This window comes from Prochlorococcus marinus str. MIT 9313, assembly GCF_000011485.1.
GTDB classification, from domain to species: domain Bacteria; phylum Cyanobacteriota; class Cyanobacteriia; order PCC-6307; family Cyanobiaceae; genus Prochlorococcus; species Prochlorococcus marinus_D.
The window spans coordinates 647758-673719 of sequence record NC_005071.1 but is presented as its reverse complement, the minus strand read 5'-3'; the positions used below and the strand labels follow the sequence as shown (position 1 = coordinate 673719).

Annotated in this window: 27 protein-coding genes; 16 read left to right on the top strand and 11 right to left on the bottom strand. The window is 51.5% G+C overall.

What is annotated here, in order from left to right; translation table 11 throughout:
* Positions 1-161: 161 nt before the first annotated feature.
* The 7 genes from AKG35_RS03240 to AKG35_RS03205 all read left to right on the top strand — a co-directional run bounded on the left by AKG35_RS03240 (position 162) and on the right by AKG35_RS03205 (position 7422).
* Positions 162-1145 carry a pyruvate dehydrogenase complex E1 component subunit beta gene (locus AKG35_RS03240; protein WP_011129997.1) on the top strand — a complete coding sequence of 328 codons (984 nt, stop codon included), beginning with the start codon at positions 162-164 and terminating at the stop codon, positions 1143-1145.
* 3 nt (positions 1146-1148) lie between these two features.
* Entirely contained in the window at positions 1149-2636 is a 1488-nt protein-coding gene (gene secD / locus AKG35_RS03235) for a protein translocase subunit SecD (RefSeq protein ID WP_011129996.1), read from the top strand.
* Positions 2637-2639: 3 nt separating this feature from the next.
* Positions 2640-3719 carry a protein translocase subunit SecF gene (secF, locus tag AKG35_RS03230; RefSeq protein ID WP_011129995.1) on the top strand — a complete coding sequence of 360 codons (1080 nt, stop codon included), beginning with the start codon at positions 2640-2642 and terminating at the stop codon, positions 3717-3719.
* Positions 3712-3972 carry a hypothetical protein gene (locus tag AKG35_RS03225; protein ID WP_011129994.1) on the top strand — a complete coding sequence of 87 codons (261 nt, stop codon included), beginning with the start codon at positions 3712-3714 and terminating at the stop codon, positions 3970-3972. Before secF ends, AKG35_RS03225 begins: the two co-directional genes overlap by 8 nt.
* 1195 nt (positions 3973-5167) lie before the next feature.
* The gene (locus AKG35_RS03215) at positions 5168-5407 is read left to right on the top strand and encodes a Nif11-like leader peptide family natural product precursor (protein ID WP_041384951.1); all 240 of its coding nucleotides are present in this window, start codon (positions 5168-5170) and stop codon (positions 5405-5407) included.
* Positions 5408-5931: 524 nt separating this feature from the next.
* Positions 5932-7005: a class I SAM-dependent methyltransferase gene (locus AKG35_RS03210; RefSeq protein WP_011129991.1), complete on the top strand. Its 1074-nt coding sequence runs from the start codon at positions 5932-5934 to the stop codon at positions 7003-7005.
* A gap of 96 nt (positions 7006-7101) precedes the next feature.
* Entirely contained in the window at positions 7102-7422 is a 321-nt protein-coding gene (locus AKG35_RS03205) for a hypothetical protein (RefSeq protein WP_011129990.1), read from the top strand.
* Positions 7423-7439: 17 nt separating this feature from the next.
* Here AKG35_RS03205 and AKG35_RS03200 read toward each other — a convergent pair whose 3' ends face one another.
* Positions 7440-7712: a hypothetical protein gene (locus tag AKG35_RS03200; protein ID WP_011129989.1), complete on the bottom strand. Its 273-nt coding sequence runs from the start codon at positions 7710-7712 to the stop codon at positions 7440-7442.
* A gap of 54 nt (positions 7713-7766) precedes the next feature.
* On the opposite strand from AKG35_RS03200, the gene AKG35_RS03195 reads away from it, so the two are divergent.
* Positions 7767-8021 (top strand): DUF6439 family protein, encoded by a 255-nt coding sequence (locus tag AKG35_RS03195; protein WP_011129988.1) that lies wholly within the window; start codon positions 7767-7769, stop codon positions 8019-8021.
* Between the two features lie 84 nt (positions 8022-8105).
* Positions 8106-8507, top strand: coding sequence for a DUF3104 domain-containing protein (locus tag AKG35_RS03190; RefSeq protein WP_236069645.1), 402 nt, complete (start codon positions 8106-8108; stop codon positions 8505-8507).
* 495 nt (positions 8508-9002) lie between these two features.
* On the opposite strand, the gene AKG35_RS03185 is transcribed toward AKG35_RS03190, so the two are convergent.
* Positions 9003-9473 (bottom strand): ATP-binding protein, encoded by a 471-nt coding sequence (locus AKG35_RS03185; RefSeq protein ID WP_011129986.1) that lies wholly within the window; start codon positions 9471-9473, stop codon positions 9003-9005.
* Positions 9474-9537: 64 nt separating this feature from the next.
* Positions 9538-10254 (bottom strand): GUN4 domain-containing protein, encoded by a 717-nt coding sequence (locus tag AKG35_RS03180; protein WP_011129985.1) that lies wholly within the window; start codon positions 10252-10254, stop codon positions 9538-9540.
* 39 nt (positions 10255-10293) lie between these two features.
* On the opposite strand from AKG35_RS03180, the gene mnmH reads away from it, so the two are divergent.
* The 4 genes from mnmH to AKG35_RS03160 are packed head-to-tail and all read left to right on the top strand — an operon-like array spanning position 10294 to position 13888.
* Positions 10294-11394: a tRNA 2-selenouridine(34) synthase MnmH gene (gene mnmH / locus AKG35_RS03175; RefSeq protein WP_011129984.1), complete on the top strand. Its 1101-nt coding sequence runs from the start codon at positions 10294-10296 to the stop codon at positions 11392-11394.
* Between the two features lie 25 nt (positions 11395-11419).
* On the top strand, positions 11420-11773 hold the full coding sequence (gene psb28 / locus AKG35_RS03170; RefSeq protein ID WP_011129983.1) for a photosystem II reaction center protein Psb28: 354 nt from the start codon (positions 11420-11422) through the stop codon (positions 11771-11773).
* 34 nt (positions 11774-11807) lie between these two features.
* A complete protein-coding gene (locus AKG35_RS03165) occupies positions 11808-12890 on the top strand; it encodes an AI-2E family transporter (RefSeq protein WP_041384315.1) in 1083 nt (360 codons plus the stop codon).
* Positions 12887-13888, top strand: a complete 1002-nt coding sequence (locus tag AKG35_RS03160) for an AI-2E family transporter (RefSeq protein WP_011129981.1) — start codon at positions 12887-12889, stop codon at positions 13886-13888. Before AKG35_RS03165 ends, AKG35_RS03160 begins: the two co-directional genes overlap by 4 nt.
* A gap of 865 nt (positions 13889-14753) precedes the next feature.
* Here AKG35_RS03160 and glnA read toward each other — a convergent pair.
* Positions 14754-16175, bottom strand: coding sequence for a type I glutamate--ammonia ligase (gene glnA / locus AKG35_RS03150; RefSeq protein WP_011129980.1), 1422 nt, complete (start codon positions 16173-16175; stop codon positions 14754-14756).
* 550 nt (positions 16176-16725) lie between these two features.
* Here glnA and AKG35_RS03145 point away from each other — a divergent pair.
* Entirely contained in the window at positions 16726-17910 is a 1185-nt protein-coding gene (locus AKG35_RS03145) for a pyridoxal-phosphate-dependent aminotransferase family protein (protein WP_011129979.1), read from the top strand.
* Here AKG35_RS03145 and AKG35_RS03140 read toward each other — a convergent pair.
* The gene (locus tag AKG35_RS03140; protein WP_011129978.1) at positions 17852-18343 is read right to left on the bottom strand and encodes a nucleoside deaminase; all 492 of its coding nucleotides are present in this window, start codon (positions 18341-18343) and stop codon (positions 17852-17854) included. The genes AKG35_RS03145 and AKG35_RS03140 overlap by 59 nt on opposite strands.
* A gap of 102 nt (positions 18344-18445) precedes the next feature.
* On the opposite strand from AKG35_RS03140, the gene AKG35_RS03135 reads away from it, so the two are divergent.
* Positions 18446-19858, top strand: a complete 1413-nt coding sequence (locus AKG35_RS03135; protein ID WP_011129977.1) for a pyridoxal phosphate-dependent decarboxylase family protein — start codon at positions 18446-18448, stop codon at positions 19856-19858.
* An 87-nt stretch (positions 19859-19945) separates the two neighbouring features.
* On the opposite strand, the gene AKG35_RS03130 is transcribed toward AKG35_RS03135, so the two are convergent.
* From AKG35_RS03130 to AKG35_RS03115, 4 genes are all read right to left on the bottom strand, one after another.
* Positions 19946-21544, bottom strand: a complete 1599-nt coding sequence (locus AKG35_RS03130; RefSeq protein WP_011129976.1) for a YcjF family protein — start codon at positions 21542-21544, stop codon at positions 19946-19948.
* On the bottom strand, positions 21541-21933 hold the full coding sequence (locus AKG35_RS03125; RefSeq protein WP_236069644.1) for a carbamoyl-phosphate synthase subunit L: 393 nt from the start codon (positions 21931-21933) through the stop codon (positions 21541-21543). Before AKG35_RS03125 ends, AKG35_RS03130 begins: the two co-directional genes overlap by 4 nt.
* A gap of 176 nt (positions 21934-22109) precedes the next feature.
* The gene (gene lspA, locus AKG35_RS03120) at positions 22110-22607 is read right to left on the bottom strand and encodes a signal peptidase II (RefSeq protein WP_011129974.1); all 498 of its coding nucleotides are present in this window, start codon (positions 22605-22607) and stop codon (positions 22110-22112) included.
* Positions 22604-23176, bottom strand: a complete 573-nt coding sequence (locus AKG35_RS03115) for a biotin transporter BioY (protein ID WP_011129973.1) — start codon at positions 23174-23176, stop codon at positions 22604-22606. Before AKG35_RS03115 ends, lspA begins: the two co-directional genes overlap by 4 nt.
* Positions 23177-23232: 56 nt before the next feature.
* Between AKG35_RS03115 and AKG35_RS03110 the strand changes: the two genes are divergently transcribed.
* The gene (locus tag AKG35_RS03110) at positions 23233-23472 is read left to right on the top strand and encodes a DUF3148 domain-containing protein (protein WP_041384313.1); all 240 of its coding nucleotides are present in this window, start codon (positions 23233-23235) and stop codon (positions 23470-23472) included.
* On the opposite strand, the gene AKG35_RS03105 is transcribed toward AKG35_RS03110, so the two are convergent.
* The gene (locus AKG35_RS03105; protein WP_011129971.1) at positions 23469-24836 is read right to left on the bottom strand and encodes a M16 family metallopeptidase; all 1368 of its coding nucleotides are present in this window, start codon (positions 24834-24836) and stop codon (positions 23469-23471) included. The two genes, AKG35_RS03110 and AKG35_RS03105, sit on opposite strands and share 4 nt — an antisense overlap.
* On the bottom strand, positions 24740-25936 hold the full coding sequence (locus AKG35_RS03100; protein ID WP_041384312.1) for a M16 family metallopeptidase: 1197 nt from the start codon (positions 25934-25936) through the stop codon (positions 24740-24742). Before AKG35_RS03100 ends, AKG35_RS03105 begins: the two co-directional genes overlap by 97 nt.
* Positions 25937-25962 lie beyond the last annotated feature (26 nt).

Genomic DNA, 25962 nt, shown 5'->3' with positions numbered 1-25962 from the left:
CAGATGACGCCTCACGATCTTGGTCAGTTGGTGCTGTTGCTCTCTCCTGGTCTGTTGCTGTCCGTTTTGCTGCTTTCAGCATTTGCCGCAGGAGGCTAATGCTGCTCAGGCTGAGATAGCTTGGCCTCTTCCACCGGCATGGCCGGGATTGCAACGAAAACGTGTCAGGGACGCTTCTCTTTAATGCTCTTCGAGATGCCATCGATGAAGAGATGGCCAGAGATTCGCATGTTTGTGTGATGGGAGAGGACGTCGGCCAATACGGCGGCTCCTACAAGGTCACCAAAGATCTCTACGAGAAATATGGCGAGTTGCGGGTGTTGGATACACCGATTGCCGAGAACAGTTTTACGGGTATGGCCGTTGGCGCCGCCATGACTGGCCTACGCCCGATTGTGGAGGGCATGAACATGGGTTTTCTGCTGCTTGCTTTCAACCAGATCTCCAACAACATGGGAATGCTTCGTTACACCAGTGGCGGAAATTTCACAATTCCCACCGTGGTGCGTGGGCCTGGTGGTGTGGGGCGCCAACTCGGTGCTGAACATAGTCAGCGACTTGAGGCCTATTTTCACGCTGTGCCTGGGATCAAAATCGTTGCTTGCAGCACGCCAACCAATGCCAAGGGCTTGATGAAAGCCGCGATCCGAGACAACAATCCAGTTCTCTTTTTCGAGCATGTGCTGCTCTACAACCTGATTGAGGAGCTCCCAGACGGTGATTATGTCTGTGCCCTAGATCAAGCAGATCTGGTTCGTGAGGGTAAAGACGTCACGATCCTCACCTATTCCCGTATGCGTCATCACTGTCTCAAGGCTGTTGAACAGTTGGAGGCAGACGGCATCGATGTGGAATTGATCGATTTGATTAGTCTCAAGCCCTTCGATATGGAGACCATTGTTCGCTCCATCCGTAAAACCCATCGGGTGATTGTGGTTGAAGAGTGTATGAAAACTGGTGGGATTGGTGCTGAGTTGATTGCGCTGATTACTGAGCAGTGTTTTGACGAACTCGATGCTCGCCCAATTCGCCTCTCCAGTCAGGACATTCCCACTCCATATAACGGCAAATTGGAGAATTTCACGATCATTCAGCCTCATCAGATTGTTGAAGCGGCTAAGCAGATTGTTCTTAAGGGGCTTTGATTGATGGCACGTCAACAAGGCTGGTTTGCGCTCATTCTTGCTCTTGCCATTGCGGCAGGTTCTGTCACTGCAAGCTTTCCGCTTGAGTTGGGCCTTGATCTTCGTGGTGGCAGTCAGCTCACTCTTGAAGTGCAGCCCGCTGGTGAGATCACTCGCGTGAAATCGGAGCAGCTAGAGGCGGTCAAAGCTGTTTTGGATCGTCGCGTCAATGGCTTGGGTGTTGCCGAATCCACCCTGCAGACCATTGGTGACAATCAACTGGTGTTGCAGCTTCCAGGAGAACAGGATCCCACCAGGGCTGCCAAGGTGCTTGGCGAGACGGCCTTACTTGAGTTTCGAGCTCAAAAACCTGGCACAGAACAGGAGGTTCGCGGCCTTCAGCGCCTAAAACGACAGGTAGAGAGCATTCTCAAGTCCAAGCAGGAGCGTGCGATATCCGGAGAGTCTCCCTCTGATGATGAACTCGACAAACAGCAACTTGTTGAAGCGCAGCAGGCCTTTGGTTTGCAAGGCAGTGTTGGCAGTGAGGTCGAGCAGCTGGAACAGTTGAATGAGAAAGTCAGCATCAAGATCGCTGAACTCTTCGAGCCCACGTCATTAACCGGGAAGGATCTGGTCACAGCTGGGCGTCAGCAACAGCAGAACGTTCCTGACAGCTGGGAGGTGACACTTAGCTTCAACCGAGAAGGCGGAGATCAATTCGCCGAGCTAACACAATCAATTGCTGGCACAGGTCGTCTACTTGGCATCGTTCTTGATGGAAGGTCGATCAGTGAAGCCAGCGTCGGGGAACAGTTCAGAGCCGCTGGCATTACTGGTGGTGCGGCCACGATCAGCGGTAATTTCAATGCTGAAGATGCCCGCGACCTGGAAGTTCAGTTACGAGGTGGTTCGTTGCCATTACCAGTAGAAATTCTCGAGGTTCGAACCATTGGTCCCACCCTTGGTGCTGAAAACATTCGCCGCAGCTTGATCGCAGCGCTCTCTGGTCTCGCCTTGGTGGCTGTTTTCATGGTGGTTGCTTATCGCCTTGCGGGCTTGGTGGCGGTGTTGGCATTGAGTCTTTATGCCCTGTTCAATCTCGCTATGTATGCTCTGATTCCTGTCATCCTTACCCTGCCTGGGATTGCGGGTTTCATCCTCAGTATTGGCATGGCAGTGGATGCCAATGTGCTGATCTTTGAGCGTGTCAAAGATGAATTGCGGCGTGGAAACACCTTGATTCGCTCGATCGAGACTGGATTTTCCCAGGCTTTGTCGTCGATCGTTGACGGCCATCTCACCACTCTGATTAGTTGCGCAGCGCTCTTTTTTCTGGGTACGGGTTTGGTTAAAGGTTTTGCCGCCACCCTCGGCATCGGTGTTGTGCTCAGTTTGTTTACGGCATTGAGCTGCACTCGCACTCTGCTGCGTTTTTTGATGGGCTATCAGGCTTTGAGGCGACCTACCAACTTTTTGCCTGCCAAACAGTTGCCTTCTTCTCTCGCCTGATCCATGGCTGTTTCATCATCTTCAGGAACTCGTCAACGCCCACTGAGATTTGAACTTTGTCGTCAACGACGACGAGTTTGGGGAATCTCAGGCCTGTTTGTGGTTTTGAGTTTGGTGGGATTGATCCTCTGTTGGCTGAACCCTTCGATTGGTGCTCCCCTTCGTCCAGGACTTGACTTCACTGGTGGAACTCAAATCCAGCTGGAGCGGAGCTGTAGCAAGAGCTGTCAGTCGCTGAAAACCACAAGTGTTGAAGAGCTTTTGGGGGCTCTTGAGTTACCCGCTGACAAAGACAAGGTTGCTCCAAACCTCTCACGAGCCAGGGTTCAGCTTCTTGATGGGGGTCAGTCTCTAGTCTTGAGGTTGCCCTTCCTCTCTGCTGCTCAGGGGCAAGCTGTCATCAAGGCAATGGATCCTGTAGCGGGTCCGTTTCAGAGTGGTGGTCAATCGGTCGACACCATTGGCCCAAGTCTGGGAGGCCAATTGCTGCGCAGCAGCTTGATTTCTCTTTTGGTGGCGTTCACGGGAATCGCTATCTACATCAGCCTCCGTTACGACCGTCGATATGCCCTTCTGGCCCTTGTGGCCCTTGCCCATGACGTGATCATTGTTTGTGGGATATTCGCTTGGCTGGGCCTGTTGATAACGCTTGAGGTGGATAGCCTCTTCGCGGTAGCGCTGCTCACCATTGCCGGCTACTCGGTCAATGACACTGTGGTGGTCTTTGACCGGATTCGTGAGCGCAGTCGTGAAGACAACTCACTGCCACTGACGGAACAGGTTGATCGTGCCGTATCCGCGACCCTCACAAGGACCCTCTACACCAGCGGTACGACCCTGCTGCCTCTGCTCGCTCTGATCCTCTTTGGCGGTGCAACGCTCTACTGGTTTGCGGTTGCACTTGCTCTTGGAGTGGTGGTTGGTAGCTGGTCGAGTATTGCTCTAGCCCCTTCATTGTTGAGCCTCTGGCAAGGCAGTGGTCCTCCGGCAGGGCCTTTATCAGCCCCTGCTGCTGCTCCACAACCGCCGTTGTCTTCCTCCCAGCCTCCGATTGAGGGAGGAGATGTGATTTCAGATGGCTGAAAGGGCCCGCTCCCGTGGCTTATCTGGCGATCGTTGGTTGCCCGTTCTTCTTTTGGGTCTGTCTCTCTGGGATTTACGAACAGAGTTTCTCTTGCTCTGGGAGCATTTCACCTTTACACAGTTGATTTTTGCTGTTCGCCATCACTGCCTTGCTGTGATTGTGCTGTTTTGCAGTCCTTCGCTTTGGCGCCGATATGGGGTCTCGCGGCGGCGTTCAGATGCCGGCGGCAACATTAAAGGGCCAATTGAGTGATGCAAAGATTAAGGCTTGGATGATCTCTTCGCGAGGTTATTGATACTACTTAGAATTCGTGTTGGCGAGTCAAGAAAAGGAATAATGTCCTCAATCAAAAGACTGATTTTGCAACCTTTCATCTCACTATGAAGGCTCCACTGTTGGCAACTGTTTTTCAATCATTATGCTCGTTGTCCAATTGAGTTGGGCCGGCAGTATTACCGCTGAATCAATTGGAGTCGGAACAACGCCATCGAGCGAAACTGGCTGCAAATACATGCAGATGCAACGATCAGTGGGGAGAAGTGCACCACAATCGAAGCCGGGCTTGGCAACACTCGTTATCGCTGCAGAGTGCACTTTACCGATCCTCAATGAAGAGAAACTAATGTTATCTGAAGTCACGGTGATTAGTTCGGGTTGAGATTATTAAGTTGAGCAGGAAGAAGGCATAGATAGCAATGGCATTTTCAGCCTATGCCGCTGCATTCATCGTTGCGCAAGGCAGCTAAAAGGTTCCCTTCGATGATTTCTATTTCGGCTTAGCAGCTCAAGTAGGTTTTGATCCCCAAAGGTATTAGCCAGTCAACTGCCGATCTGACTTGCCAGCTTGATCCATGGGGCCCGTGGGATGCCCCTCTGCAAGAGATGGCCTCTCTCATGAAATCAGCAAGGGGGGCGTCTGCACTGACGGGCTTGTGTAGCCATTCAGATCTGGCTTGAAAGCAAAGTGATGACTGGAGTTGACAAGGCGACACTGGCACGCTAGTACATGTGTACCGCTTTTAATTCATGGCGCCTGTTTCGTCTCCATATGCCACCTTCAAAGCTGAAGATTGGTCGGATGCATCACCTCAGCCAATTTCTCAATGCGCGAGAATGGTTAGCCACAAGATCCACAAGCGCCTAACTGCAAACGTTTCTCATACAACCACCAGAATAGGAAATCAGCCCCAATGGTGTTCTTTCATTCAAGGAGACCTATTTCAGGACAGTCTTCAACATTGAAAAAGGTATGAACTCCACAGAAGCTCAATGAAAGAGCTTCGCAGGAAGCTAAGCAAAGCAGGTTTGCACTATTTCTAAGCACATCGGCCAGCCAAGCAAGATATCAATAGCAAAATTCTCTGTAAACATGAACAACTTATATGATTCTCTTCGAGAGTATTTCCCATTTATAGTAAAATCATTTCTTCTTCATTCATTGATCAGCATGCCAGAGGAGGATCTTAAAGCGTTGCTTTCCAAAGTTGCATCAGATCCGGTGCTTCAGCAGAAGCTTGAAGCACAACGTGTTGACACTCATTGGTTTGTGGTGCTTGCCAAAGAAGCTGGATTCTCTATCACAGTGGACAACCTCAAAAAACAAGCTCAGGCTTTAGAAAGTAAAGACCTTCAGCAGGCTGATGGAGTGCTCAATAATCAAACTGCAGATGAGCGTCCCTGGCTATAAAATTGTGGACGAGTAGCAATTTAAACTGATCTAGCCAAAGAACCTTTCGCGATTTGGCTCATCACTTCATTCCTTCTAATATCAACCGAATGCTCTATATAAGCTTACAAAGCTATTCACTGCAATGCATCACAGACATTATTGATATAGCCTTTGACTTGCATTATTCTTTAATATCAAGACCTGTGCCTTTAAGATGCGTTTAGATCGCCAATCTTCTTTCTAATAGCATCAATCACAAAGGCCAATTGATTAGCAAAAAAAATCAATAGATGCTTCCAATGATTAATACGAAACATCCTTACGATTAGGCCTTTAGCCATTAGTCATTCTTCGTAACTGGATCCTGATCTGTTGGATTAATCAACAAGAAATTAGGCTTAAAGCAATCACAAGCGAAAGCTTCGCGAAGCATTTCATATGCATTGTCATAGATCCTTAATTGAATAGGCAAGGCTTATAATCTGAGATCTCAGCAATTGCAAGGCTGATCCGCTGACATAGAGCACACCCAAATCAGGTTCATGGCGCAGCCAAGCCTCACCAAGTTCGCTTATCAAACCCTGCAGCAGAGCAAGACTCTTGCGGGCCTGGCCCACAAGGAATTGAGCACCAAGCTGATGGAATTGCTGGCACCTGATGCGATGCCAAGCATTGAACCGATTCCGCGAGAATTGCTGATGGAGCTGCGCAGCTCAATGTCAGCTCTCGAGCAACTTGACTGGCATGAAGCTGAACAAGGCATTTATCCAAAAACGCAGCTCTTTGAAGCTCCGTGGTTGGAATGGGCGAGCCGTTACCCCTTGGTCTGGTTAGATCTTCCCTCGACATGGCAGCGGCGCAAGGCACGCAATATTCATGATCTGCCAAACGATGTCGATTCAGAGATCTATCCCGATTACTACCTGCAAAACTTTCATCACCAAACCGATGGCTATCTAAGCGACCACTCTGCAGAACTTTATGACCTGCAGGTAGAGATTCTCTTTAATGGCACTGCAGACTCCATGCGGCGCAGGGTTTTAGCGCCTCTCAAGCGCGGGCTGAAACGCTTCCAAAGCCGCAGCTCCGCCAGTCTTCGGGTGTTGGATGTCGCAACCGGAACCGGTCGAACCCTGCAACAGATTCGCAGCGCCCTACCCAAAGTTGAACTGCTGGGGTTGGATCTATCAGCAGCTTATTTACGTCAGGCCAGCCGCTCGCTCAACAGCCGCAATGGAGAACTCGCGCAACTGGTGCGCGGTAATGCTGAACAGCTGCCGTTTGCTGATCAAAGTGTGCAAGGCATCACGTGCGTTTTCCTGTTTCACGAATTACCGAGCTCGGCCCGGCAAAATGTTCTTGACGAATGCTGGCGCGTGCTCGAACCAGGCGGAGTTTTGGTCCTAGCAGATTCTGTACAAATGGAAGACTCGCCCAAGTTCATCCCTGCCATGGAGAACTTCCGGCGGATATTTCATGAGCCGTACTACCGCGATTACATCTCCGACAACATTGAGGCACGTTTCCAAGCAAGCGGTTTTGAGGGCATTGCTGCCGAGTCTCACTTCATGACACGAGTTTGGACTGCTTTCAAACCGCTCCAAAACAACGCTTAAGCGGGTTTCCTGACACTCGGTAGTTCAATCGAGTCTCACAAATAGGGTGCTCTTGTTAGATGCAAAATCCGGTGTATTTTTTCCTGAAGGGACAACGTGAGTAATCCCTTTCAACTGCGATGGTTACAGGGCTGGACCTTCCAAATTGTCTTAATGGAAGGCAAAGTGCAAGTCGAGGCTCAAGGGTTTGGAATTTGCCTGCGAACGGCATTACTTCACGGTGAAAGCCCATCAGCCGCTGCAGACCGACTGGTCCTTGCAGAAGATCAACGACGGCAATCTCTTCGTAATGCTTGGATGCGCGGTCAACAGACGTCAAACCCTAGCGAGATGCCACTGCCTCCTCTGGAGCATGCCATTCCAGATATCTCTAAGTCACTTGTAGTAGTCGAGCAGGATCTACTAACAGCCGTTTGATCTGAATTTAAACGCAATTACCCGCTCTGGCTGAGCCACCAGCCAAGGGCAACTCCAGGTCCACCCCAACGCAAGGCCCGCCAAATCCACTCGCCAGACCACTTAGGCCGCAACCATTGCTCTGAAGGTATTTCCAGTATCTGACGCGCGAGCTGACTCCTCTGTTTGCTCCGTCTTGCTGCCAGCATCTTGGAAGATCGTTTCAGTCTGTCCTGGCGCTGCCCCAAAAGCACCAACCTTGACAGCCCATGCAGCCAACGGAGTTGAACCTGACGTGGCCGTGTCACCATTCAGACGGCTTTTACTATCACAAGCAAAATAGACCAAGTGAACCGCTGATAAAGATGGGAATCAAACAAGCTGAGTGGCCAATTGAGGTGCAACGCCAGGCCATGGATCTTCATGCTCAATTAAGCCTCAATGATCACAACTGGCATCAACAAAAAGGAGATGCCGACCGCAGAGCTGCAGAGCTTCTTGCTGGAGCCTTAGTCCAGCTGCTTCAAGGTGGAGAACGCTCTGATGTTGAGGCCCTTACCGATCAAAGCCTGCGTTGGCTAAGGCGCGAACTGAAAGCTCCTGGTTGCGGCAGGGATTAAGACGGTTCTTGCAACAGGAATGGCCTTTGCAGCAATGGTTCGGCTTCACCCTCAAACTTTCATCAGCAATTCCCATTCAGGCCGATGGCTGGGCCTGCGGCAATCGAAGCAACCCGCAATCACTCAACCAGGCAAAGCGCGATAGCCATCGCTAGAACAGATGCATCAGCATGGAGCAGGTTGGCGTCGCTAGCGAGGGCCGCAGAAGTAGGACCAGGCTTTTTGCCAGAGGAATCAATCTTCCTTGCAGTTACCTGTGGAGATGTGGTGATTGTTCAAGACAATCAACGGCATGCGCCTGAGAGTTGGTGGATGGGAGAAGTGATTCATATTGTCTCTGGAGCTAGAGGTCCTGACCCGTCTCTATTTCAGGTCGCTTGCATTGATACTGGTGTAATCAAAACCGTCAATGCTGATCAAGTCACGAAGGTGGTCCGATCAGTGAGATCTCAACATCAACAAAACGAATGCATCAGCGAGAGGTGAGCACCTTGATAAAACAGCAGGCATGATGCCTTTATCTCTTTTAAAAAGAAGAAAACAAGATGAAACAAGCTTTGATCAATTTGCTCATGTTATGGAGGGGAACATTTTGATGAACTTTGACAGATTGAATCATGAAGGCCATATTTCATGCTGAATGATAAAAATTTTGCTTAGGCTCTTTTTGCATTCATACGACTCTATGGAAATGATCATAGAAGAGATAATTGCTTTACTTTTTGCCGATTAAGCCTAACAAAAGCAAGGCCTGCTTCAAGTAGCAGTGGTCTATCGATGAATGAAGCTGTTCAAGCGCTGAAATACTGATTAAAAAGCGAGAATCATGTCGACACTACTTTCACTGTCAATTGAAACAATGAATTGATCCGCTTTCTTGTTAAATTAAAAGGCAAATGCACCTCAAAATGCACCTCGCTTCGCTTCTAATCATTAGCTCTTATGATTAATAGTATTCAAGTTTTTACGCTGTCAGCAGTCTCAACTGCTTTTGGGACGTCGACAGGCTAGTTGTAAGCGATTGCCGCGCTGGCTCCAGCGCACATCATCAAAACACTGATAAATCAGAAACATTCCACGTCCACTATTGGCCTCGAGTTGAGCTGGAAGGCAACCAACTCGAGCTTTGAGTGGTACACCGATCCCTTCATCCTGGATCTGCCAAATCATCCAGTTAGGCGTAAAGATTCGACGAACTCGCAGGGATTTGCCTGGATCTCCGCAATTACCATGTTGCACTGCGTTCACCAAGGCCTCCTGCAATCCCAGCTGTAGGCGATAGCTGGTGTCCTGACAGGCAACAGGTTCAAGCAGGATCTCCAGCAAAGGAGTGAGCTGCAAGGTTGAAGGAAGAATGAAATCAGCCCAACGAAACAGCGGGGCCACCCCCTGGGGGCTAACGCTGAATAAAAGCCTAGAAGCTGCCCGTGACCAGGAAGGCATCAGGACCATTCAGACCTGTTTTGACCATAACCGTTCGCGTGCTCTAGGCCGGTGCCTCAAGCTGAAATCTGCTCTAACGGCGGGCTGCAAGTGATGGATGATGCAGCACCGCATCCATTAAGCGCACACCCCGTAACTGATTAATTAAAGGCATATGCCCCTCAGGGGCAGAGAGAGACCAGGTAAAGGAGCCTGGATAACGTGTCCATGTTCCATCCTGTTTCCATCCAATACGAGCCCAAAGGCTGTGATACCTGCCATCGAGAGCGTTCAGCAAGCGCGCTTGGGTCGTAAACCCAAACCTTCCTTGTGAATAGGCAGTCCAGAGACGATCGATTGTGACCAGGTCGAGGCCATTGATCGCATGCACCTCACTGAAGTACACATAACCGCGCTGCTCGGCTCCAGGTCCTGCGAGCTTGCGCAGCGTTGCACTGGTGAAGCGATCAGCCTCCTCAAAGTTTTCGGCTAGTAGGTCACGTTGCAAAGGCTCATAGTCGATCCCCACTGCTGATGGGGTCGAGAACCAGCCACTCGACTCACTGCTCAACAGGCTGGGTAAAACCTGCGGCTGATGACGCTGAAAAACTTGCAGAATCCATCCTGCAGCCCAGTCGTCTCCGTCTGGGTCAAAAGAGGCAAGAGCTGCTTGAGCTAATGCAGCCAGCTCTTCTGCCCGTTCTTCAATCGTTGGCACCAAGCTGAGCCGTTGACGCTTTGAACCACTGGTGAATCGTTCCAGTAGTTCTTCAACGCTCTGGTTGGTGGAGGGGGGGGGACCGGAGATCATGGATCGAAACCGGCTCTTCTGGCTCGCCGCTGGCCCACTATGTCAGGAATGGGTACCCATACTCCTTACTCGATCGAAAGATTCCGTCAGGCCAATGGTCCTGTTGTTGACGTTCGCAGCCCAGCTGAATTCAATAAGGGACATTGGCCAGGTGCGATCAACCTTGCTCTCTTCAGCGATGAGCAACGGGCAGCGGTCGGCATCACTTACAAAAAAAAAGGTCGTCAGCAAGCGATCAAGCTGGGTCTTGAGTTCACAGGCCCAAAACTGTCAGGTCTTGCTGAAGCCCTGGTGAATCTCAGCAGAGATCCAACCACTGAATCAGAAGACACCTCTGCATCTGATCTACGCATTTACTGCTGGCGAGGAGGCATGCGCTCTGCGAGTGTTGCTTGGCTAGCGGGTCTTGTGGATCTCAAGCCTTTGCTTCTGGAGGGTGGATACAAGAGCTATCGGCGATGGGTGCTGCAACAATTTGAGCAAACCTGGCCTTTGCGATTACTCGGTGGACGAACAGGCACGGGCAAGACTGATCTACTCATTGCCATGGCACAACGAGGGGTCGCTGTCGTCAACCTTGAAGGTTTGGCGAACCATCGGGGCAGCAGCTTTGGTGGGTTGGGCTTACCCCCACAACCAAGCACTGAACATTACGAAAATCTCCTTGCCGAATGTTTACAGCGCTGTCAAAACAGTTCTGCAGATGAAATCTGGCTGGAAGCGGAAAGTTCACAGGTGGGTCGCTGCAGAATCCCCCGAGCACTTTTCCATCAGATGCAAATGGCACCAGTGCTGGAGATCAACCGTTCACTTGATGAACGGGTTGCTCAACTGGTTGATGTGTATGGCCAGCATGGCCGTGAGTCTTTGCAGGAAGCGACCCAACGCATCAGCCGCCGTTTAGGCCCACAGCGCACACGACAGGCCCTGGATGCAATCGCTCTTGGGGACTGGGACCAAGCCTGTCGAGCCATGTTGGATTACTACGACCGTTGCTATGACTACGAACTAAGCAGGACCCTTCAAAGACAAAGCGTGGATCTTTGCGGACTGAACACAACCAAAGCCGCTGAGATGTTGATTGAACGAGAGCTTGTGAGATCAAGCCCAAAGCCACAGCTGGTTATGGACTCAACGTAAGATCCATATCTTGTCGTAGAGATCAATGGCTAACGCGAACAAAACTGCGGCAATTCAGTTCACACGTGGTGTTGATGAACCTGTCGTTCCTGACATCAAACTGACACGCAGTAGTGACGGCCGTACCGGCAGAGCTCTTTTTGTCTTTGATCAGCCAGAGATCATGGCCCCGGAAACATGGGCAGGTATCACCGGCATGTTCATGATCGACGAAGAAGGCGAACTCGTGACACGTGAGGTGAATGCACGTTTTGTTAATGGCAAACCAAGCGCACTTGAAGTCACCTACATCTGGAAATCAGAAGCGGATTTTGAACGCTTCATGCGATTTGCTAAACGCTATGCAGCTTGCAACGGTCTGGGCTACTCCCAAAACTAAGGGGAGAATGCAAAGGCTGGCTGCCTGAACACGGGTGAAATTCTCCCAATGGCTCGCTCTGGCTGCACTGATGGCCACGAGTGTGCTGTTTTGGAGCCTTAGAGAGGTGCTGATCCACCTCTTTGCAGGCATTGTTCTTGCCATGGCTCTCTGCACTCTGGTGGGTGAGCTGCGCACAAGGAAACCCATGCCTCGCAGCATGGCTTTACTGATCTGCTTGGTCGCTCTTGCCCTTGTTGTTGGCACTGCCACAGCAATTGTGGTTCCTCCTTTTACAGAGCAATTCCACCAATTGCTTTTACAACTTCCTTCAGCAGCGAAGGAACTCTGGAAGCTGGCCATCGGCGCCATCAACCAAACCTCTGCAATGGTCTACGGAGTTGACAACAACAAGGGTGGCTGGGAAGAACAGCTGTTTGCAAATGGGTTAAACGCATTGCCAGATGGTGCAAGCTTGGCCTCAGGAGTGAGGGAAGGCCTGCAAGGCCTTCTAGGCCTTGCAGGCAACCTCGGCAGCGGCTTGGTGCAACTCCTGTTTGTGTTGGCAATGAGCTTGATGGTGGCGGTGCAACCGACGGCATACAGAGATGTAGCCATCTCGTTATTGCCTTCGTTTTATAGGCGACGAGCCCGCTCGATCCTGAGCCAATGCGGAGATGCGCTGAGCAGCTGGATGGTGGGTGTACTGATCAGTTCCTTTTGTGTGGCCCTGCTTGCCGCAATCGGCCTTTCACTACTTGGGATCAAGCTGGTGATGGCGAATGCCTTGCTTGCTGGGATGCTCAACGTGATCCCAAATGTAGGGCCTACCTTGAGCACGATCTTTCCGATGTCGGTAGCGCTGCTTGATGCACCCTGGAAAGCAGTCGCTGTGCTTGGGCTCTATGTGGTGATTCAGAACCTGGAAAGTTATGTGATCACTCCATCAGTGATGCATCACCAGGTGAAATTGTTGCCCGGGCTGACTCTCACAGCCCAGTTTGTCTTCACAGTGGTGTTTGGTCCTCTTGGCCTGCTGTTGGCGCTGCCACTCGCTGTCGTGCTGCAAGTGTTGATTCGCGAGGTGGTCATCCACGATTTGCTTGATCCCTGGAAGAAAAAGCGATTGGCGCCATGAATGCCCGCACCCTTCTTGTCGCACTCACTCTGGTGGTGCTGGCTTTGCTCACCTGGCAGCTGCGTTGGGTGTTGTTAGTGCTCTTTGGAGCAGTGGTATTAGCAGTAGCACTTGATGTGCTAATTGAGAAACTTCAGGACCGCCTCTCCTGGCCTCGTCCCCTTTCGCTAGCAGTGGTGCTGGTGGTGCTGCTGCTTGGCGGTGCCTTGGTTTTCCAGCTGCTGGTGCCTGAGTTGATCACCCAGGTTCAAGAGTTGGGCAACCTCGTACCCACCCTGGTGAGCAAGCTGAAATCGATGCTGGTCAGCAACCCGCGACTGATGAATCTGGAAGAGTCTTTTGCCGAACAGTTCAGCTGGGATCGGATCCAACCCTTGGGCTCGCAATTGCTTGGCGTGGCAGGCGGGGCCGCCAACAGCCTGATTCAGTTGTTGTTGATGAGCCTGCTGGCTGTCTTGCTAGCGCTAGACCCTGTATCCCATCGCCAAATGGTGATTGCTGCAACGCCTCGGCCTGCGCGACAGGAGATGGCTGAATTGCTTGATCAATGCCGTTTGGCTCTTGGTGGCTGGCTTGCTGGGATGACGATCTCAGCCAGCAGCGTGTTTGTGCTCACTTGGGCAGGGCTTGCACTGCTCAAGGTTCCTCTGGCCCTATTGAGTGCATTGGTCTGTGGCTTGCTGACCTTCGTCCCCACCATTGGGCCAACGGCCGCCTCACTGCTGCCATTGGCCATGGCCCTGCTTGTTTCACCCCTACTAATGCTGCAAGTTCTGCTATTGCGGCTGATTTTGCAGAATCTTGAGGCGTTTTTGCTCACCCCGCTGTTATTGCGGCGTACGGTCAACCTGCTTCCCACCGTGGCGTTAATGGCTCAACTGAGCTTGGGCGCCTTATTGGGTCTACCAGGGGTGTTGTTGGCTTTGCCACTTGTGGTGGTTTTGCAGGTAGGAATGGAGCAGGTGGTTGTTAAACAGATCATGGATCGTTGGGCGTAATCATCCAACAATATTCGCTTGATATGAGGCTGTCATTTATTGATGATTGGCAACAAATCAATCACGACTGCAACTTCATGCTGGACGATTTTATGTCCATGAGCTTTTTGGATTTATAGATGTATTTGGTTTTGCATCTAGAATTAACCACTTGCACATCCCACTTGCACATCCCTGAGCCAGGTAGGTGAATAACAACAACGGACCCTTTCTCTCTTGAATCGAAAAAGTCTTTTTGTTGGATTGCTTCAAGGAAATAGGCGTAAGCAGGCACAGAATAGACATACAACTACCTTTTTAGACTAGGCAGCTTGATACATTTGAAGTTTGAATGTAGCAATTCAAAAGCTCAGCAAAGCCAAAATCTACTTGAAGCCGTAAAGTTGTTCACATAAACAACCGCATACGCAGTATTGGATGATTTATTAGCAGTTTCTGCCATTGACTACGAAGACATTTATTCTGAAGCCTGGCCATTACTTAATGGCTGCAAATCATAAGAGATCATGGTATTCCACTTAGCCGTTTAGCTTGAGCTAAAGGAATGAGCACTCAATCCAATCTTCTACTGCAAGATGCAGTTGATATTAATTTTAGATAGCTTGCTATTTACACACTAATGCTAGCAATTAAGTATCACAATATACTGTTAATACATATCCCACGAATAAACATTCACAGCCATTAGATTCTAATTCCTTTCCATAGTCAAAGCGCCTCGGAGGAAATTTCTATACAACAAGCCATATTTTCCTGAAGGCTAAGTCATTAAAAAGTCCCCGCTTAGGTGCGGGGACTTGAAAATTAGTTTAAATGAATAACTTTCCCTATTTTTTCAAACAGATGGTGATCTTTTCACCCAACCTCATGCGTCGTAATACATGGTGAACTCATGGGGATGAGGCCGTTGACGCAATTGCTGCACCTCTTCGTATTTGATGTCAATCCAGTTGTCAATGAAGTCTTCAGTGAAGACTCCCCCTTCCATGAGGTAGTTCTTGTCTGCATTTAACGCTTCGAGTGCACCATTAAGTGAAGCTGGCACTGTGGGGATGCTGGCAAGGCGTTCTTCTGGTAGTTCAAATAGATCCTCATCGAAACCATCGCCAGGGTCAATTTGGTTTTTAATGCCGTCAACGCCCGCCATCATCATTGCGCTGAAAGCTAGATAAGGATTGGCCAAGGCATCGCCTGGGCGGAATTCAAGACGCTTAGCTTTCGGGTTTGGGCCAGTGAGCGGAATGCGAACAGCTGCAGACCTATTGCCCTGAGAATAAACAAGGTTTACAGGAGCTTCAAAACCTGGCACCAAACGCTTGTAGCTATTGGTTGTGGGGTTTGTGAAAGCCAGGAAGGAGGGAGCATGCTTAAGGATGCCGCCGATATACCAGCGAGCCGTCTGTGACAAGTTGGCGTAGGTGCCTTCTCCAAAGAACAGGGGTTGGCCTCCTTTAAAGAGGCTCTGGTGAACATGCATCCCGGTGCCGTTGTCGTTGAACACCGGCTTGGGCATAAATGTTGCCGTTTTGCCGTATTTACGTGCAACATTCCTGACGATGTACTTGTAAATCATCACGTTGTCCGCAGCTTCAATCAGCTCAGCGAACTTCATCCCCAATTCATGTTGGCCAGCACCTGCAACTTCATGGTGGTGCTTCTCCATCGGGATTCCTAATTGCCCCATCAGCAGCAGCATTTCGGAACGGATGTCCTGGGCGGTGTCGTTGGGTGGAACCGGAAAGTAGCCCTCTTTCAGTTGGATCTTGTAGGCAAGGTTGCCGCCTTCTTCAATGCGACCGCTATTCCAAGGGGCCTCAATCGTGTCAACGCTGTAGAAGCAACCACCTTCGCCAGAGTTGTAGCGGACGTCGTCAAAGATGAAAAACTCTGGCTCAGGGCCGAAAAAAGCAGTATCGGCCAGGCCGGTGCCGGCTAAGTAACCGAGGGCTTTTTGGGCAAGCGCCCTGGGGCATCTGGCATAGGGCTCACCACTACGAGGTTCCCGAATGGAACAGATCAAGCTAAGAGTCTTGTGGCGATAAAAGGGGTCGATCCAGGCCGTACTGGCGTCGGGCACCATATCCATATCTGATTCGTTAATGGCCTTCCATCCACGGATGGAAGATCCATCGAAAGCCAAGCCATTCGCAAAGGCTTCCTCATCAATCAAATCCGAACAAACGGTGAGATGCTGCCACTTGCCGTGCAGATCAGTGAACTTGAGGTCAATCAGTTCAATGCCCTCGTCCTTGATCTGGCGGAGGACGTCTTGGGGTGATTTGCCCATGGCGAAGATGAGGCCGAGCCGGCGATAAGAGAGCGACCGTAATCAGCCGCATGGCCCCCTTTTTGTAGCAACAGGTACCTTCTACTGAAGCCTTGTTTCCTTTCTGGGTGGATTCCGTAACCGTTTCTGTCAGCTTGAGCTGATCTAAGTCTGGGTGAACTTTATGGCTGGATCACTGATTTTGATTGTTTAGTCTTCTATATCCCTCAACTCGTCCAAGTCGTCCATTCGTCCTCAATGGCTGATCTCATCACAGGGTTGATTGGTTGCTACAACCATTTTCTTTCAGCCTTCGCTCGATCTGCATGAACGGTTTTGAAGCCTGCTTTCAGTCAATGGGAATCAGGCTTCAAAGGGACTTTGCCAGACGAGCTAGCGTTTTTTTACTTACTTCCCTTCTGCTGCCAAAAGACGCAAAAAAAATAATCAGTATTTTTTAATTGCCCTCGCTATTGATTGACCTGCTTGGTTGCCGTTGCAATCCCTCAAAAAAGTCCCGGGGATGAAGGGTGACTGCTTAGGCTCTAGATAATTGAACTAACCAAGGGCCTTGGCGACGACGCAAACCCTTCCCCAGGTTGACCAATCTCATAAGACGGTTCTCGAACCGATTGCCACGCCTAGCCGCTTGCTATTTGGGCCTGGACCCTCAAATGCCGATCCCAAGGTGCTTCAGGCACTTGCGCGCTCTCCGATTGGCCATCTTGATCCCCTTTATCTGGAATTGATGGGTGAGGTTCAGGAGTTGCTCCGCTACACCTGGCAGACCGACAACCGTTTCACACTGCCGATGAGCGGTACTGGTAGTGCCGCCATGGAGGCGACCTTGGCCAATACCGTTGAACCTGGTGACACGGTATTGGTTGCTGTAAACGGTTATTTCGGCAATCGCCTTGCCGATATGGCTGCTCGCTATCGAGCCAATGTTCAGTTGATTGAAAAACCCTGGGGAGAAGCCTTTTCCCTTGCAGAGCTAGAAGCAGCTTTGAGCGAGCATCGTCCAGCAATTCTGGCTCTAGTGCATGCAGAAACATCCACTGGCGTTTGTCAGCCAATGGATGGGGTCGGCGATCTTTGCCATAAGCACGATTGCCTCTTACTGCTTGATACGGTCACCTCCTTAGGCGCTGTACCGGTTTTTCTGGATCAATGGAAGGTTGATCTGTCTTACAGCTGCAGCCAGAAGGGGCTCAGCTGCCCTCCTGGTCTTGGCCCTTTCACCATGGGACCCCGCGCCGAAGAGAAGCTTGTGGCCCGTAGTAGCAAGGTGCCCAATTGGTATCTAGACGTGTCGCTGCTGAATCAGTATTGGGGAAGCGACAGGGTTTATCACCACACTGCGCCGGTGAATATGAACTTTGGGATGCGTGAAGCGCTGCGATTACTTGCGGATGAGGGCCTTGAAAACGCTTGGGATCGTCATCGCTGCAATGCCGAAGTGCTCTGGGCAGGGCTCGAGAGTCTTGGTTTGGAGTTGCATGTACCTGAAGCCTTGCGTTTGCCCACACTCACAACTGTTTGCATTCCTAATGGAGTTGATGGCAATGCCTTCCGTCTGCATTTGCTGAATGAGCACGGCATTGAAATCGGCGGCGGCTTAGGAAGCTTGGCTGGCAAGATCTGGAGGATTGGCTTGATGGGATACAACTCCACCCCTAAAAACGTTGAGCTGTTGCTCAATCTGTTCGAGTCAGAGTTACCTCGTTTTCGTGAAAACGTTGCCGTTGCTGCTTGAACCAGGCTTCTAGCTGCTGCCTAGCTTCAACTTCCATCACACCGCCAAGAACACGCATTTTATGATGTGCACTGGGGTGTTCCCCCAGATGGATTGTGCTACCAAGCCCGCCTCGTTTGGGGTCATGTGCAGCAAAGATCACCTGGCCCATGCGCGCTTGTGTTAGTGCTCCTGCGCACATCGGGCAGGGTTCCAGAGTGACAATCAGGGTGCAGTCATTAAATCGCCAATCACTTCTGAGCCAGGCAGCCTGTCGGAGTGCAATCAGTTCTGCATGGCCTAATGGATCACGTCTTCGATGCCTTTGGTTGCTGCCATGTCCGATACAGCGGCCATCGGCATCCAGCACTACGGCACTCACAGGAACTTCTCCAAAATCGCCAAGTTGTTTTGCTCGAGTCAGTAGCCGCAACATCCAACAGCGGCATTGCATGTTGGTTAGTTCAAGAGGTTGCGCTAAAGGCACCGCTAAGTGGCAGCTCCTGATCAAACAATGCCATCAGGAGGGAGAATGGAACTTGTATGACGAGCGTTATTGGCTGGCACTCCCCAGATAAGGCCGACTGCGACCTTGGCGCCCTTTGCCAAGCCTGACCGTTTCGATCCAGAACTGCAGACTTTTCTGGAGCAGGCCAGTGCTCGACTTTGTCAATGGTTCGCAACAGCAAGCAATCGAGGCCCCTTACCAGCGCTTAGTGCTTTGCCTGATGTAGCGCCGCAGCCTCAAGGTCTTTCAGTTGATGCCTTGCTGGACGATTTGCAGTTGGTGATGGAAGGGGCTTATCAGCCTTCCCATCCAGGTGCTTTGGCTCATCTCGATCCGCCTCCTCTAACGGCATCCATCGCTGCCGATTTGATCTGCGCAGGGCTAAACAACAATCTTTTGGCCGAGGAGTTGTCACCCAGTCTTTCGCGTTTAGAGCGAGAGATGTGCCGCTGGTTTGCTGAGCGCTTGGGGCTGCCGTTGACGGCTGGTGGTGTGGCAGCCAGTGGTGGCAGCCTCAGCAACCTCATGGCGATGGTGATAGCTCGCCAACAGGCAGATCTTCAAGATGATCCCAGGGCAGTGGTGCTTGCAAGTGTCGACGCCCATGTGTCACTCGCTAAGGCCATTCGGGTCATGGGATTGGCTAGCGATGCCTTGCAGACGGTGCCTGTCGATCAAAAGGGCTGCATGAATCTCGATGCCCTAGAGCATCAACTGAAAGCTCTCCGCGCAGAAGGGAGACCATGCTTAGCCGTTGTGGCGACAGCAGGCACGACTGTCCAGGGAGCTGTAGATCCCTTGGTAGCGGTAGCAGAGCTATGCAGACGCGAGCAGGTCTGGTTGCATGTCGATGGAGCCATTGGAGGGGTCTTTGCTCTAACAGCAGCCACTGCTTCTGTGGTTGAAGGAATCTCTCTAGCCGATTCGATCACAGTGAATCCTCAAAAGTTGCTTGGGATCACTAAGACATCATCCCTATTGCTAGTCGCGAACCAATCCCATCTTGCTTCAGCCTTCTCGACTGGCTTGCCCTATATGGAACCAGCCTGGGGAGACGGTCATGGAAGTGAAATTGGCCTTCAAGGAACTCGGCCAGCAGAGGTGCTCAAGCTTTGGTTGGGTCTGCGTCAACTCGGGGAGCAGGGAATTCAGTGCTTGCTGGAGGGGGCCATTCAGCGTCGTCAGTCGCTCGCGCGTCAACTCGATGCATCCAGGTTCATTCTTCTCAGCGGACCATTGCATCTGATTGCCTGTACCCCTAAGAACGCCGATGCATATCAAGCATCAGTCTGGTCATTAGCAACTCGGCAAAGCTTGCTGGAACAGCAGTTGATGGTGTCAAGACCCTTGCATCATGGTCGTCATTTCCTCAAGGTGGTCTTGGGCAACCCCCATACGCAATCGATTCATCTCAATCGGTTGGCAACTCTGATGAATCAATCTTTGCTGGGTTTGCGCTAATGGCTTCATCACCCCCACGAGGCCGCTGGGTGGCGATTATCACGACTGTTTTATCAGTAGCGATTGGATTGTTCTACCTGGCTTTGATCACAGTTCTGGATGCTCGTGGTCCGATGCGTCCGCCACCCCCCGAGGCCCTGGGCGTGGCGGGAGCTGTCGCCGTTTCTCCCGCTGAAGAGGCTCAACCACCCGCCGCAGGGCTGTCGTGAGAAAACGTTCCAGCGAAGATTCCCGTCGGTTGAGATCGTAGTGACGTTGCACCACTTCCTGCATACCGCCATCCCCCCAGTCTTGATCCTGCTGGAAGTAGGTAATGAAACTGGCTCCAGCAACGCGTGTGAGCCAAGCAGCAGCGACCCCTTGTACCGCTCGGCCCAGCAACAGGGTGGGCAAGTTGACACTGAGAGCTGTGCCGATGATCGCCACTCCACCTTTAACAATGCCAAGTCCTGCCAAAGTGCGACCTACTGATACCGCCAGTTCTTGTGCTCGGTTGCGAGTGAGTTGAACTCCATAGACCCTGGCCACCTCCATCACCATTTGGGCATTAACCGCTGCCGTCCCCAATAGATCCACTCCTGGGAGGGGGGTTGCAGCGACAACACCACCACTAATCCAGCTGTAACGATCAACACACTGACGCGCTTCATGCTGGCGTTGTCGATCCAGCAGCTGGCGACCGGCATCTCCCAGATGGCGACATTGCAGCAGAATGTTGTCTGCAAGCAGTTCTTCACCATCGGCATGTAGCACTGACGCAAGGCGACGCAGCAGGTTGTCGACCTCAGCAGGAGGCTGCAAAGGTCGTTTACCGGGCCGCGGCAGTGACTGCGGTGCAGCGCTACAGGAGATCACATCCTCAGTTTCAAGCAAGCCCTTGCATCGCCCTCTCAACTGCGCCAAAAGCCGTCGCTCCTCTTCTTCACCACGAAGATCGCATTTATTCAGAACTAGGAGCAATCGTTTGCCGAGATTGGCGAGGTTACTGATGACCTCCAGCTCTGAAGCGCGTAGATCACAATCCACAACCACCACCATCAGATCAGCTCTACTGGCTCGTTGCCTTGCTTCTTTCTCTCGGCTTAAACCGGCTCTGCCTGCTTCAAGAATTCCTGGGGTGTCAGCCAATTGAAGGCCTCGATCAAGTCCCTTTAAACGCAGTCGATAAATCTGGCTACTGGTTGTGGATCCCATGGGTGCACCAACCTCACCCACCATTTCGTTCAGGAGTGCTCGGATCAGAGATGTCTTGCCGCTGGAACCAGTACCGAACACCACCACCATCAGATCACCACGGGCCAGTTCATCAGCCACCCTTTCTCTCTCTTGCTTAAGCCCTTCTCGAGTGACCTCGTCTTTGAGGCGTTCAAGCAGGCGATCAATGTTTTCAAGACTTTGCTTGGCTGCTTGATGACGGCTACTTGGAGGGGAAAGGGGCCGTTGATTGTTTTGAGCAGTTTCTAAGTTCTGACGCTTAAAAGCCTTCCACCAAGGCCATCCAACCTGATAGATCATCAAGATGATGAGGCCTGCTGTTAGTAACAACACCGGGCCTAGCAACCAGGGAGGTAGTAGGTAACTCAAATCCCAGAGCAGGTTCCTCACCACTTGCACTAGAGCTCCGATGACGAGCAAGACCACCAGCGCGCAGGCGGTCCATAGGAGCAGCCGCTGACGGGAGATCATTTGTTTGTCATGCTTCCGCTGGCCTGCAGGTTCAATGATCTTTGACCAGAAAAACAGCGTCTGGGATCTGGAGCTGTTGGCATCATTGCTGAGCCAGAGACCAAGAATTTGTATCCGCAAGGCTCATGGCCGATCATTAGCAGATCTATGGCATTAATGGTTGTGCCGGTCTTGCCATCTTGCATATCGCCAAGAGACCTATTGCACTGGTCCAGTTCATCACCACCATTTAAGGCATGCTCTGAATCTGCCCAGACCAGCAATTTTGATGCTTTCGCTGGCTGTATGCAGGAATGAGGCGAATAGGTCATTCGATCCTTGAGGATCGTGAAATCTTGATTTGATCGGCGTCGCATCATTCCAGCTCTCGCCCCCTCCTCCAACGCCAACAACGTGCATCGGTGGGTTTGAGATCATCTAGAGACCAAATGTTTGTCTTGATGATCAAGTAAGGGCAAACTCCATCCTTACGTTTCCACTAAAGCGGCAGCTATCGCTTTAAAGAACAACTTTTCGATCGGGTTGACTGATCTAATTGATGATCACTCCAGCCATGGCACAAGGCTTAGGTGTGTTGTTGTCCATGGCGTCTTATCAGGGCATCGATTCCGAAGCAGATCACGGCCAAATTGATCGCCACATCGGCTCCATTGAAAATCGGAAAGTCCACCGGTACAAGTTGCAGAAAGTCGGTGACATGCCCTAGACGCCATCGGTCCAAGCCATTGCCGATCGTTCCGCCGAGCAGAAAGGACATTGCAAGGCCTTGCCATATCGGCATCTGTCCTGCTCTCCAAATCCAGACCATCAAACCAATGGTCACAGCCAGGCTGAGCAGCCCTAAGAGGAATGTTGCTCCATTGAAAAGATTAAAAGCTGCGCCTGTATTGCTGATCAGACGCAACTGCAATAGCCCAGGAACAAAAGGGAGCACCAAGCCTGAGCTGAGTTGTTGACGGGCCCAGCTTTTGCTGATCTGATCAATCAGCATCAGCAGGATGCTGATTAGCAGCATTGCCCTACGTGATAGTTGACGTTGCTTCAGTATTTGAGGTTGATTCATTCAACAAACAGCAGATTTCGCAATGGCAAGGCAAGTACGCCAACGCCTGCACAGAGGACTAGTTGAGCGGGTAGGGGCCCAAAGGTATAGCTAAATAGCAGTTCTGGAATGCGATCAGGCCATTGGTATAGGGCAGATCCGATAAGCAGATTGAGTACGCCGCAAAGTTGCAGCATGATCAGCCCCGCGATTGCTGCAATCGTCAGGCTCAGTACATCATTCATGCCTGGTTGCTGGGCCAGACGACCACTGAGCCAAGCAGCTGGAACGAATCCAGCCAGGTAGCCAAAACCTGGTGTCAGCACATAATTGAGGCCTCCACCACCATGAAATACGGGTAGGTCAACGAGGCCAATGGTGAGATAGGCAACTGCAGCGATGACTCCAGCACGCGGACCGCATACGAGTGCACACAGCAATAGAGCTGGCACCTGCCAAGTACTTGGAAGCGTTAACACGTGCGGTTGTAAGTCAAGGCCAGGCAAGAGCAGCGCAGCAGGGATCAACCCTCCTACAAGGATCATCATCAGGCCGGCGAGGGCGCCGCTCCAGGTAGCCAGGGCTCGCAAAAAGGGTTTTCAGCTAGCTCCATCCTGCAGTAGGAGAGAGGCATTGCTCATTTCTGATGGAACCGGTTATTGGTCAACAGGTCCGTTTAAAGGTGCCCTTGCCTTATCTAAAGACCGCGGATCCCATGCCAATGCTACGGCCACCGGATTTGGTCTCCCCAGAAGAGCTTGGCGAGATCGTTGGCCTGCGAGCCAAGGACATGGCTGTTGTGCGATTTCGTCATGGCAGCTTTCTGATCCCACTGGATCGCCTGATCTTTGACCTTTCAGATGTTGATGGCGCAAAGGGGGATTAAGAGCTTTGAACCACTTGCTGTTGCCAATCCTTGGCAAGGATTTGAAGGCTGTTTTCAGGGCCACAGAGACTTAGCAAGGGCATTCTTAGATGTCGTTGAGCTGCCTTTTGCAGAGCGCTTCCATCAAGATTTTTGATTGCCTCCAAGCTGTGCTGGTCATAGTTGGCTGGCAGCCCTAGTCCCCGCAATTGGGCTCGGCGTTCTGCCCGTTGTCCAGTGGTTTGAGCTCCATGGGCGAGTTGACCATGGAATTTTGCGCGTGCCAGTTCAATGTCTTCTTCTGATATCTGTTGCTGGCTGAGTTCCCACCAGCTATCTAGAAGCAATTGAAGGGTGAGTTTTGCCTTGTCTTCGCTTGTTGAGGCATGGAATACAAATGGAGCGGCACACTTACGTACCGGGTGATGAGTGCCTACGTCGTAGGCCACCCCGTGTTGCTCTCGTAGACGCCTGAACAGCAAGCTCGACATGCCTAAACCCAGGTGGCAGTTCAGTAGACGCAGTGCTAGATCGTCTTCATGGCCATGCGCAAGGGTTGGCTGTCCAAGCATCATGACCACCTGACTTGTAGGTTCAGGCTGAAGACAAATGTTGGATTCGAGCTGAATGTTCTCTGTTGAGATCTTGCTCGATCCAGACGTTCTCGCTTGCTGAGGTGGCTGATTGGGCCAGCGCTGGAAAGATTCCATTGCCTCCAGCCGCTGTTCAAGATCCTCTGGAAGGGTCCCAGAGAGAGCAAGCACAGGTGATTGTGCTGTTAGCCCGTCGATTAGCGAAATTAATTGCTGACGACCAAGTTGGTTGAGGTCCTCGCTAAGGCCAAGGGGATCGTGGCCGTAGGGGCCACTGCCGTAAGCCATCTGCCGCCAGCCGTCAAAAGCCACGTGAAATGGGTCTTCTCTTTGTCTTTGCAAGGCCTGAAGACTGAGATCCCTTTCCAGCGTTACTTGACTTGAATCCAGATGCGGATCGATCAGCATCCAGCCAAGTAAATCAAGGAGTCGTTCGGCATCACGATCTGCACATTTGAGGCTAATTAGCAATCCGTCTTCGTGGGTATCGCAGCGCAAACCTGCCCCACAGCCTTCAACGAGATCGGCCAGAGCAAGGTGGTCATAGGGTCCACAGCCCCTGGTCAAGAGGGCTCCGAGCAGTTGATGAACTCCCCGTTGCCCTTTTGGGTCAGCACCACTGCCGCCTCTAACCCAGAGCTTGGCGGCGATAACTCCCGGTGCGGCGATTGGATCTAAAACCACATCGAGAGGATTCATTCTTCTGCTTCCATCGGTCTGGCAACAAGGGTGAAGCTCCTCTCTGGTTGCAGTAATGGAAGCATTTGCTCGAGAAGTCGAGTCGGCGTCCATGCAGACAGGTGATCAAGTGGTGCCAACAAGGATTGAGGACGATTCCAAAGAGCTTGATTCCCTGCCAGGCCGGCTACTTGACTGGGAGCTTCAAGGCTGAAACACAGTCCATTTGAAACCAGTTGGCTAGCTCGTTCGATCTCCTGATTCTTGGGTGTTGATTCGAGGCTCGTCTGCAGTAAATGGTGGATTTCCTTTTCCACCCTGTCCAGCTGCGTCTCGTTGCAGCATGCTTCTAGCAATACAAGGCTGCCTTGTTCCAACACGGTTACATCCATATCGATCGATTCCACGATTTGCATTTCCTCTCTGAGGTGATGCACCAGTCGACTGCGACGTCCTTCCGCAAGCAGGGTGGTCGCCAGGTCAGCTCCCATCACCATCTCTTGGTTTGAGGCAGGGGGCATCGGCCAGGTCATCAATAGCCGGGTGGATTCCAGCCTGGGGACTTGAATTTCTCGTCGCCCTTTTTGAAAGCTGAGCGTTGGAGAAATGGCAGGATCAATGTCCTCCATCGTTTGGTGATTCAACTCAGCCAGACGGCTGTTGTTCAAGATTTCTTCCAGGCCTATCGGAATGGCACCCGCAATTGCTAGGCAACAATTCGGGCCTCGATAGCGGCGGCTGTGGAACTCCCTCATTTGCTCGGGAGTACTTGTTTTTAGGCTTGCTTCACAGCCAAGGATGGCTCGGCCGTAGGGATGATCTTCGCAGCATGCTTCGAGAAGCTGTTGGAGGACTTGATCATCCGGTTGATCTCGATATTGGGCAATTTCCTCCAATACGACGTCTCGCTCCATGGCATAGGCCTCTGAACGCAGAGCTGGAGTCAGAACGAGGTTGAGCAGTAGATCAAGTGCTGCCCTAGCTGCCGTTGGTGGTACAAGAACGTGAAAGTGGACGTCATCGAAACCTGTGGCGGCATTGCTGCTGCCTCCAAGCGCTTCGATTTTGCGATCGAATTCTCCCGCCTCCATCTGTGAGCTTCCCTTGAACACCATGTGTTCAAGAAAGTGGGCTAGTCCTTCCTCTCCTTTTTGTTCGCTTGAACTACCTGCTTTGCACCAGAGGTCTAAACAAGTCAGTGGTGCATCTGGCATGGATGCCAACACGCAGCGGGTCTTGT

Bases quoted from the DNA above. Each gene is read 5' to 3' on its own strand.
- secD (WP_011129996.1), top strand. From the start codon at position 1,149: ATGGCACGTCAACAAGGCTGGTTTGCGCTCATTCTTGCTCTTGCCATT.
- secF (WP_011129995.1), top strand. From the start codon at position 2,640: ATGGCTGTTTCATCATCTTCAGGAACTCGTCAACGCCCACTGAGATTT.
- AKG35_RS03225 (WP_011129994.1), top strand. From the start codon at position 3,712: ATGGCTGAAAGGGCCCGCTCCCGTGGCTTATCTGGCGATCGTTGGTTG.
- AKG35_RS03215 (WP_041384951.1), top strand. From the start codon at position 5,168: ATGCCAGAGGAGGATCTTAAAGCGTTGCTTTCCAAAGTTGCATCAGAT.
- AKG35_RS03210 (WP_011129991.1), top strand. From the start codon at position 5,932: ATGGCGCAGCCAAGCCTCACCAAGTTCGCTTATCAAACCCTGCAGCAG.
- AKG35_RS03200 (WP_011129989.1), bottom strand. From the start codon at position 7,712: ATGGTGACACGGCCACGTCAGGTTCAACTCCGTTGGCTGCATGGGCTG.
- AKG35_RS03195 (WP_011129988.1), top strand. From the start codon at position 7,767: ATGGGAATCAAACAAGCTGAGTGGCCAATTGAGGTGCAACGCCAGGCC.
- AKG35_RS03190 (WP_236069645.1), top strand. From the start codon at position 8,106: ATGGCTGGGCCTGCGGCAATCGAAGCAACCCGCAATCACTCAACCAGG.
- AKG35_RS03185 (WP_011129986.1), bottom strand. From the start codon at position 9,473: ATGGTCCTGATGCCTTCCTGGTCACGGGCAGCTTCTAGGCTTTTATTC.
- AKG35_RS03180 (WP_011129985.1), bottom strand. From the start codon at position 10,254: ATGATCTCCGGTCCCCCCCCCTCCACCAACCAGAGCGTTGAAGAACTA.
- mnmH (WP_011129984.1), top strand. From the start codon at position 10,294: ATGTCAGGAATGGGTACCCATACTCCTTACTCGATCGAAAGATTCCGT.
- psb28 (WP_011129983.1), top strand. From the start codon at position 11,420: ATGGCTAACGCGAACAAAACTGCGGCAATTCAGTTCACACGTGGTGTT.
- AKG35_RS03160 (WP_011129981.1), top strand. From the start codon at position 12,887: ATGAATGCCCGCACCCTTCTTGTCGCACTCACTCTGGTGGTGCTGGCT.
- glnA (WP_011129980.1), bottom strand. From the start codon at position 16,175: ATGGGCAAATCACCCCAAGACGTCCTCCGCCAGATCAAGGACGAGGGC.
- AKG35_RS03140 (WP_011129978.1), bottom strand. From the start codon at position 18,343: ATGCAATGCCGCTGTTGGATGTTGCGGCTACTGACTCGAGCAAAACAA.
- AKG35_RS03130 (WP_011129976.1), bottom strand. From the start codon at position 21,544: ATGATCTCCCGTCAGCGGCTGCTCCTATGGACCGCCTGCGCGCTGGTG.
- lspA (WP_011129974.1), bottom strand. From the start codon at position 22,607: ATGAATCAACCTCAAATACTGAAGCAACGTCAACTATCACGTAGGGCA.
- AKG35_RS03110 (WP_041384313.1), top strand. From the start codon at position 23,233: ATGGAACCGGTTATTGGTCAACAGGTCCGTTTAAAGGTGCCCTTGCCT.
- AKG35_RS03105 (WP_011129971.1), bottom strand. From the start codon at position 24,836: ATGGACGCCGACTCGACTTCTCGAGCAAATGCTTCCATTACTGCAACC.
- AKG35_RS03100 (WP_041384312.1), bottom strand. From the start codon at position 25,936: ATGCCAGATGCACCACTGACTTGTTTAGACCTCTGGTGCAAAGCAGGT.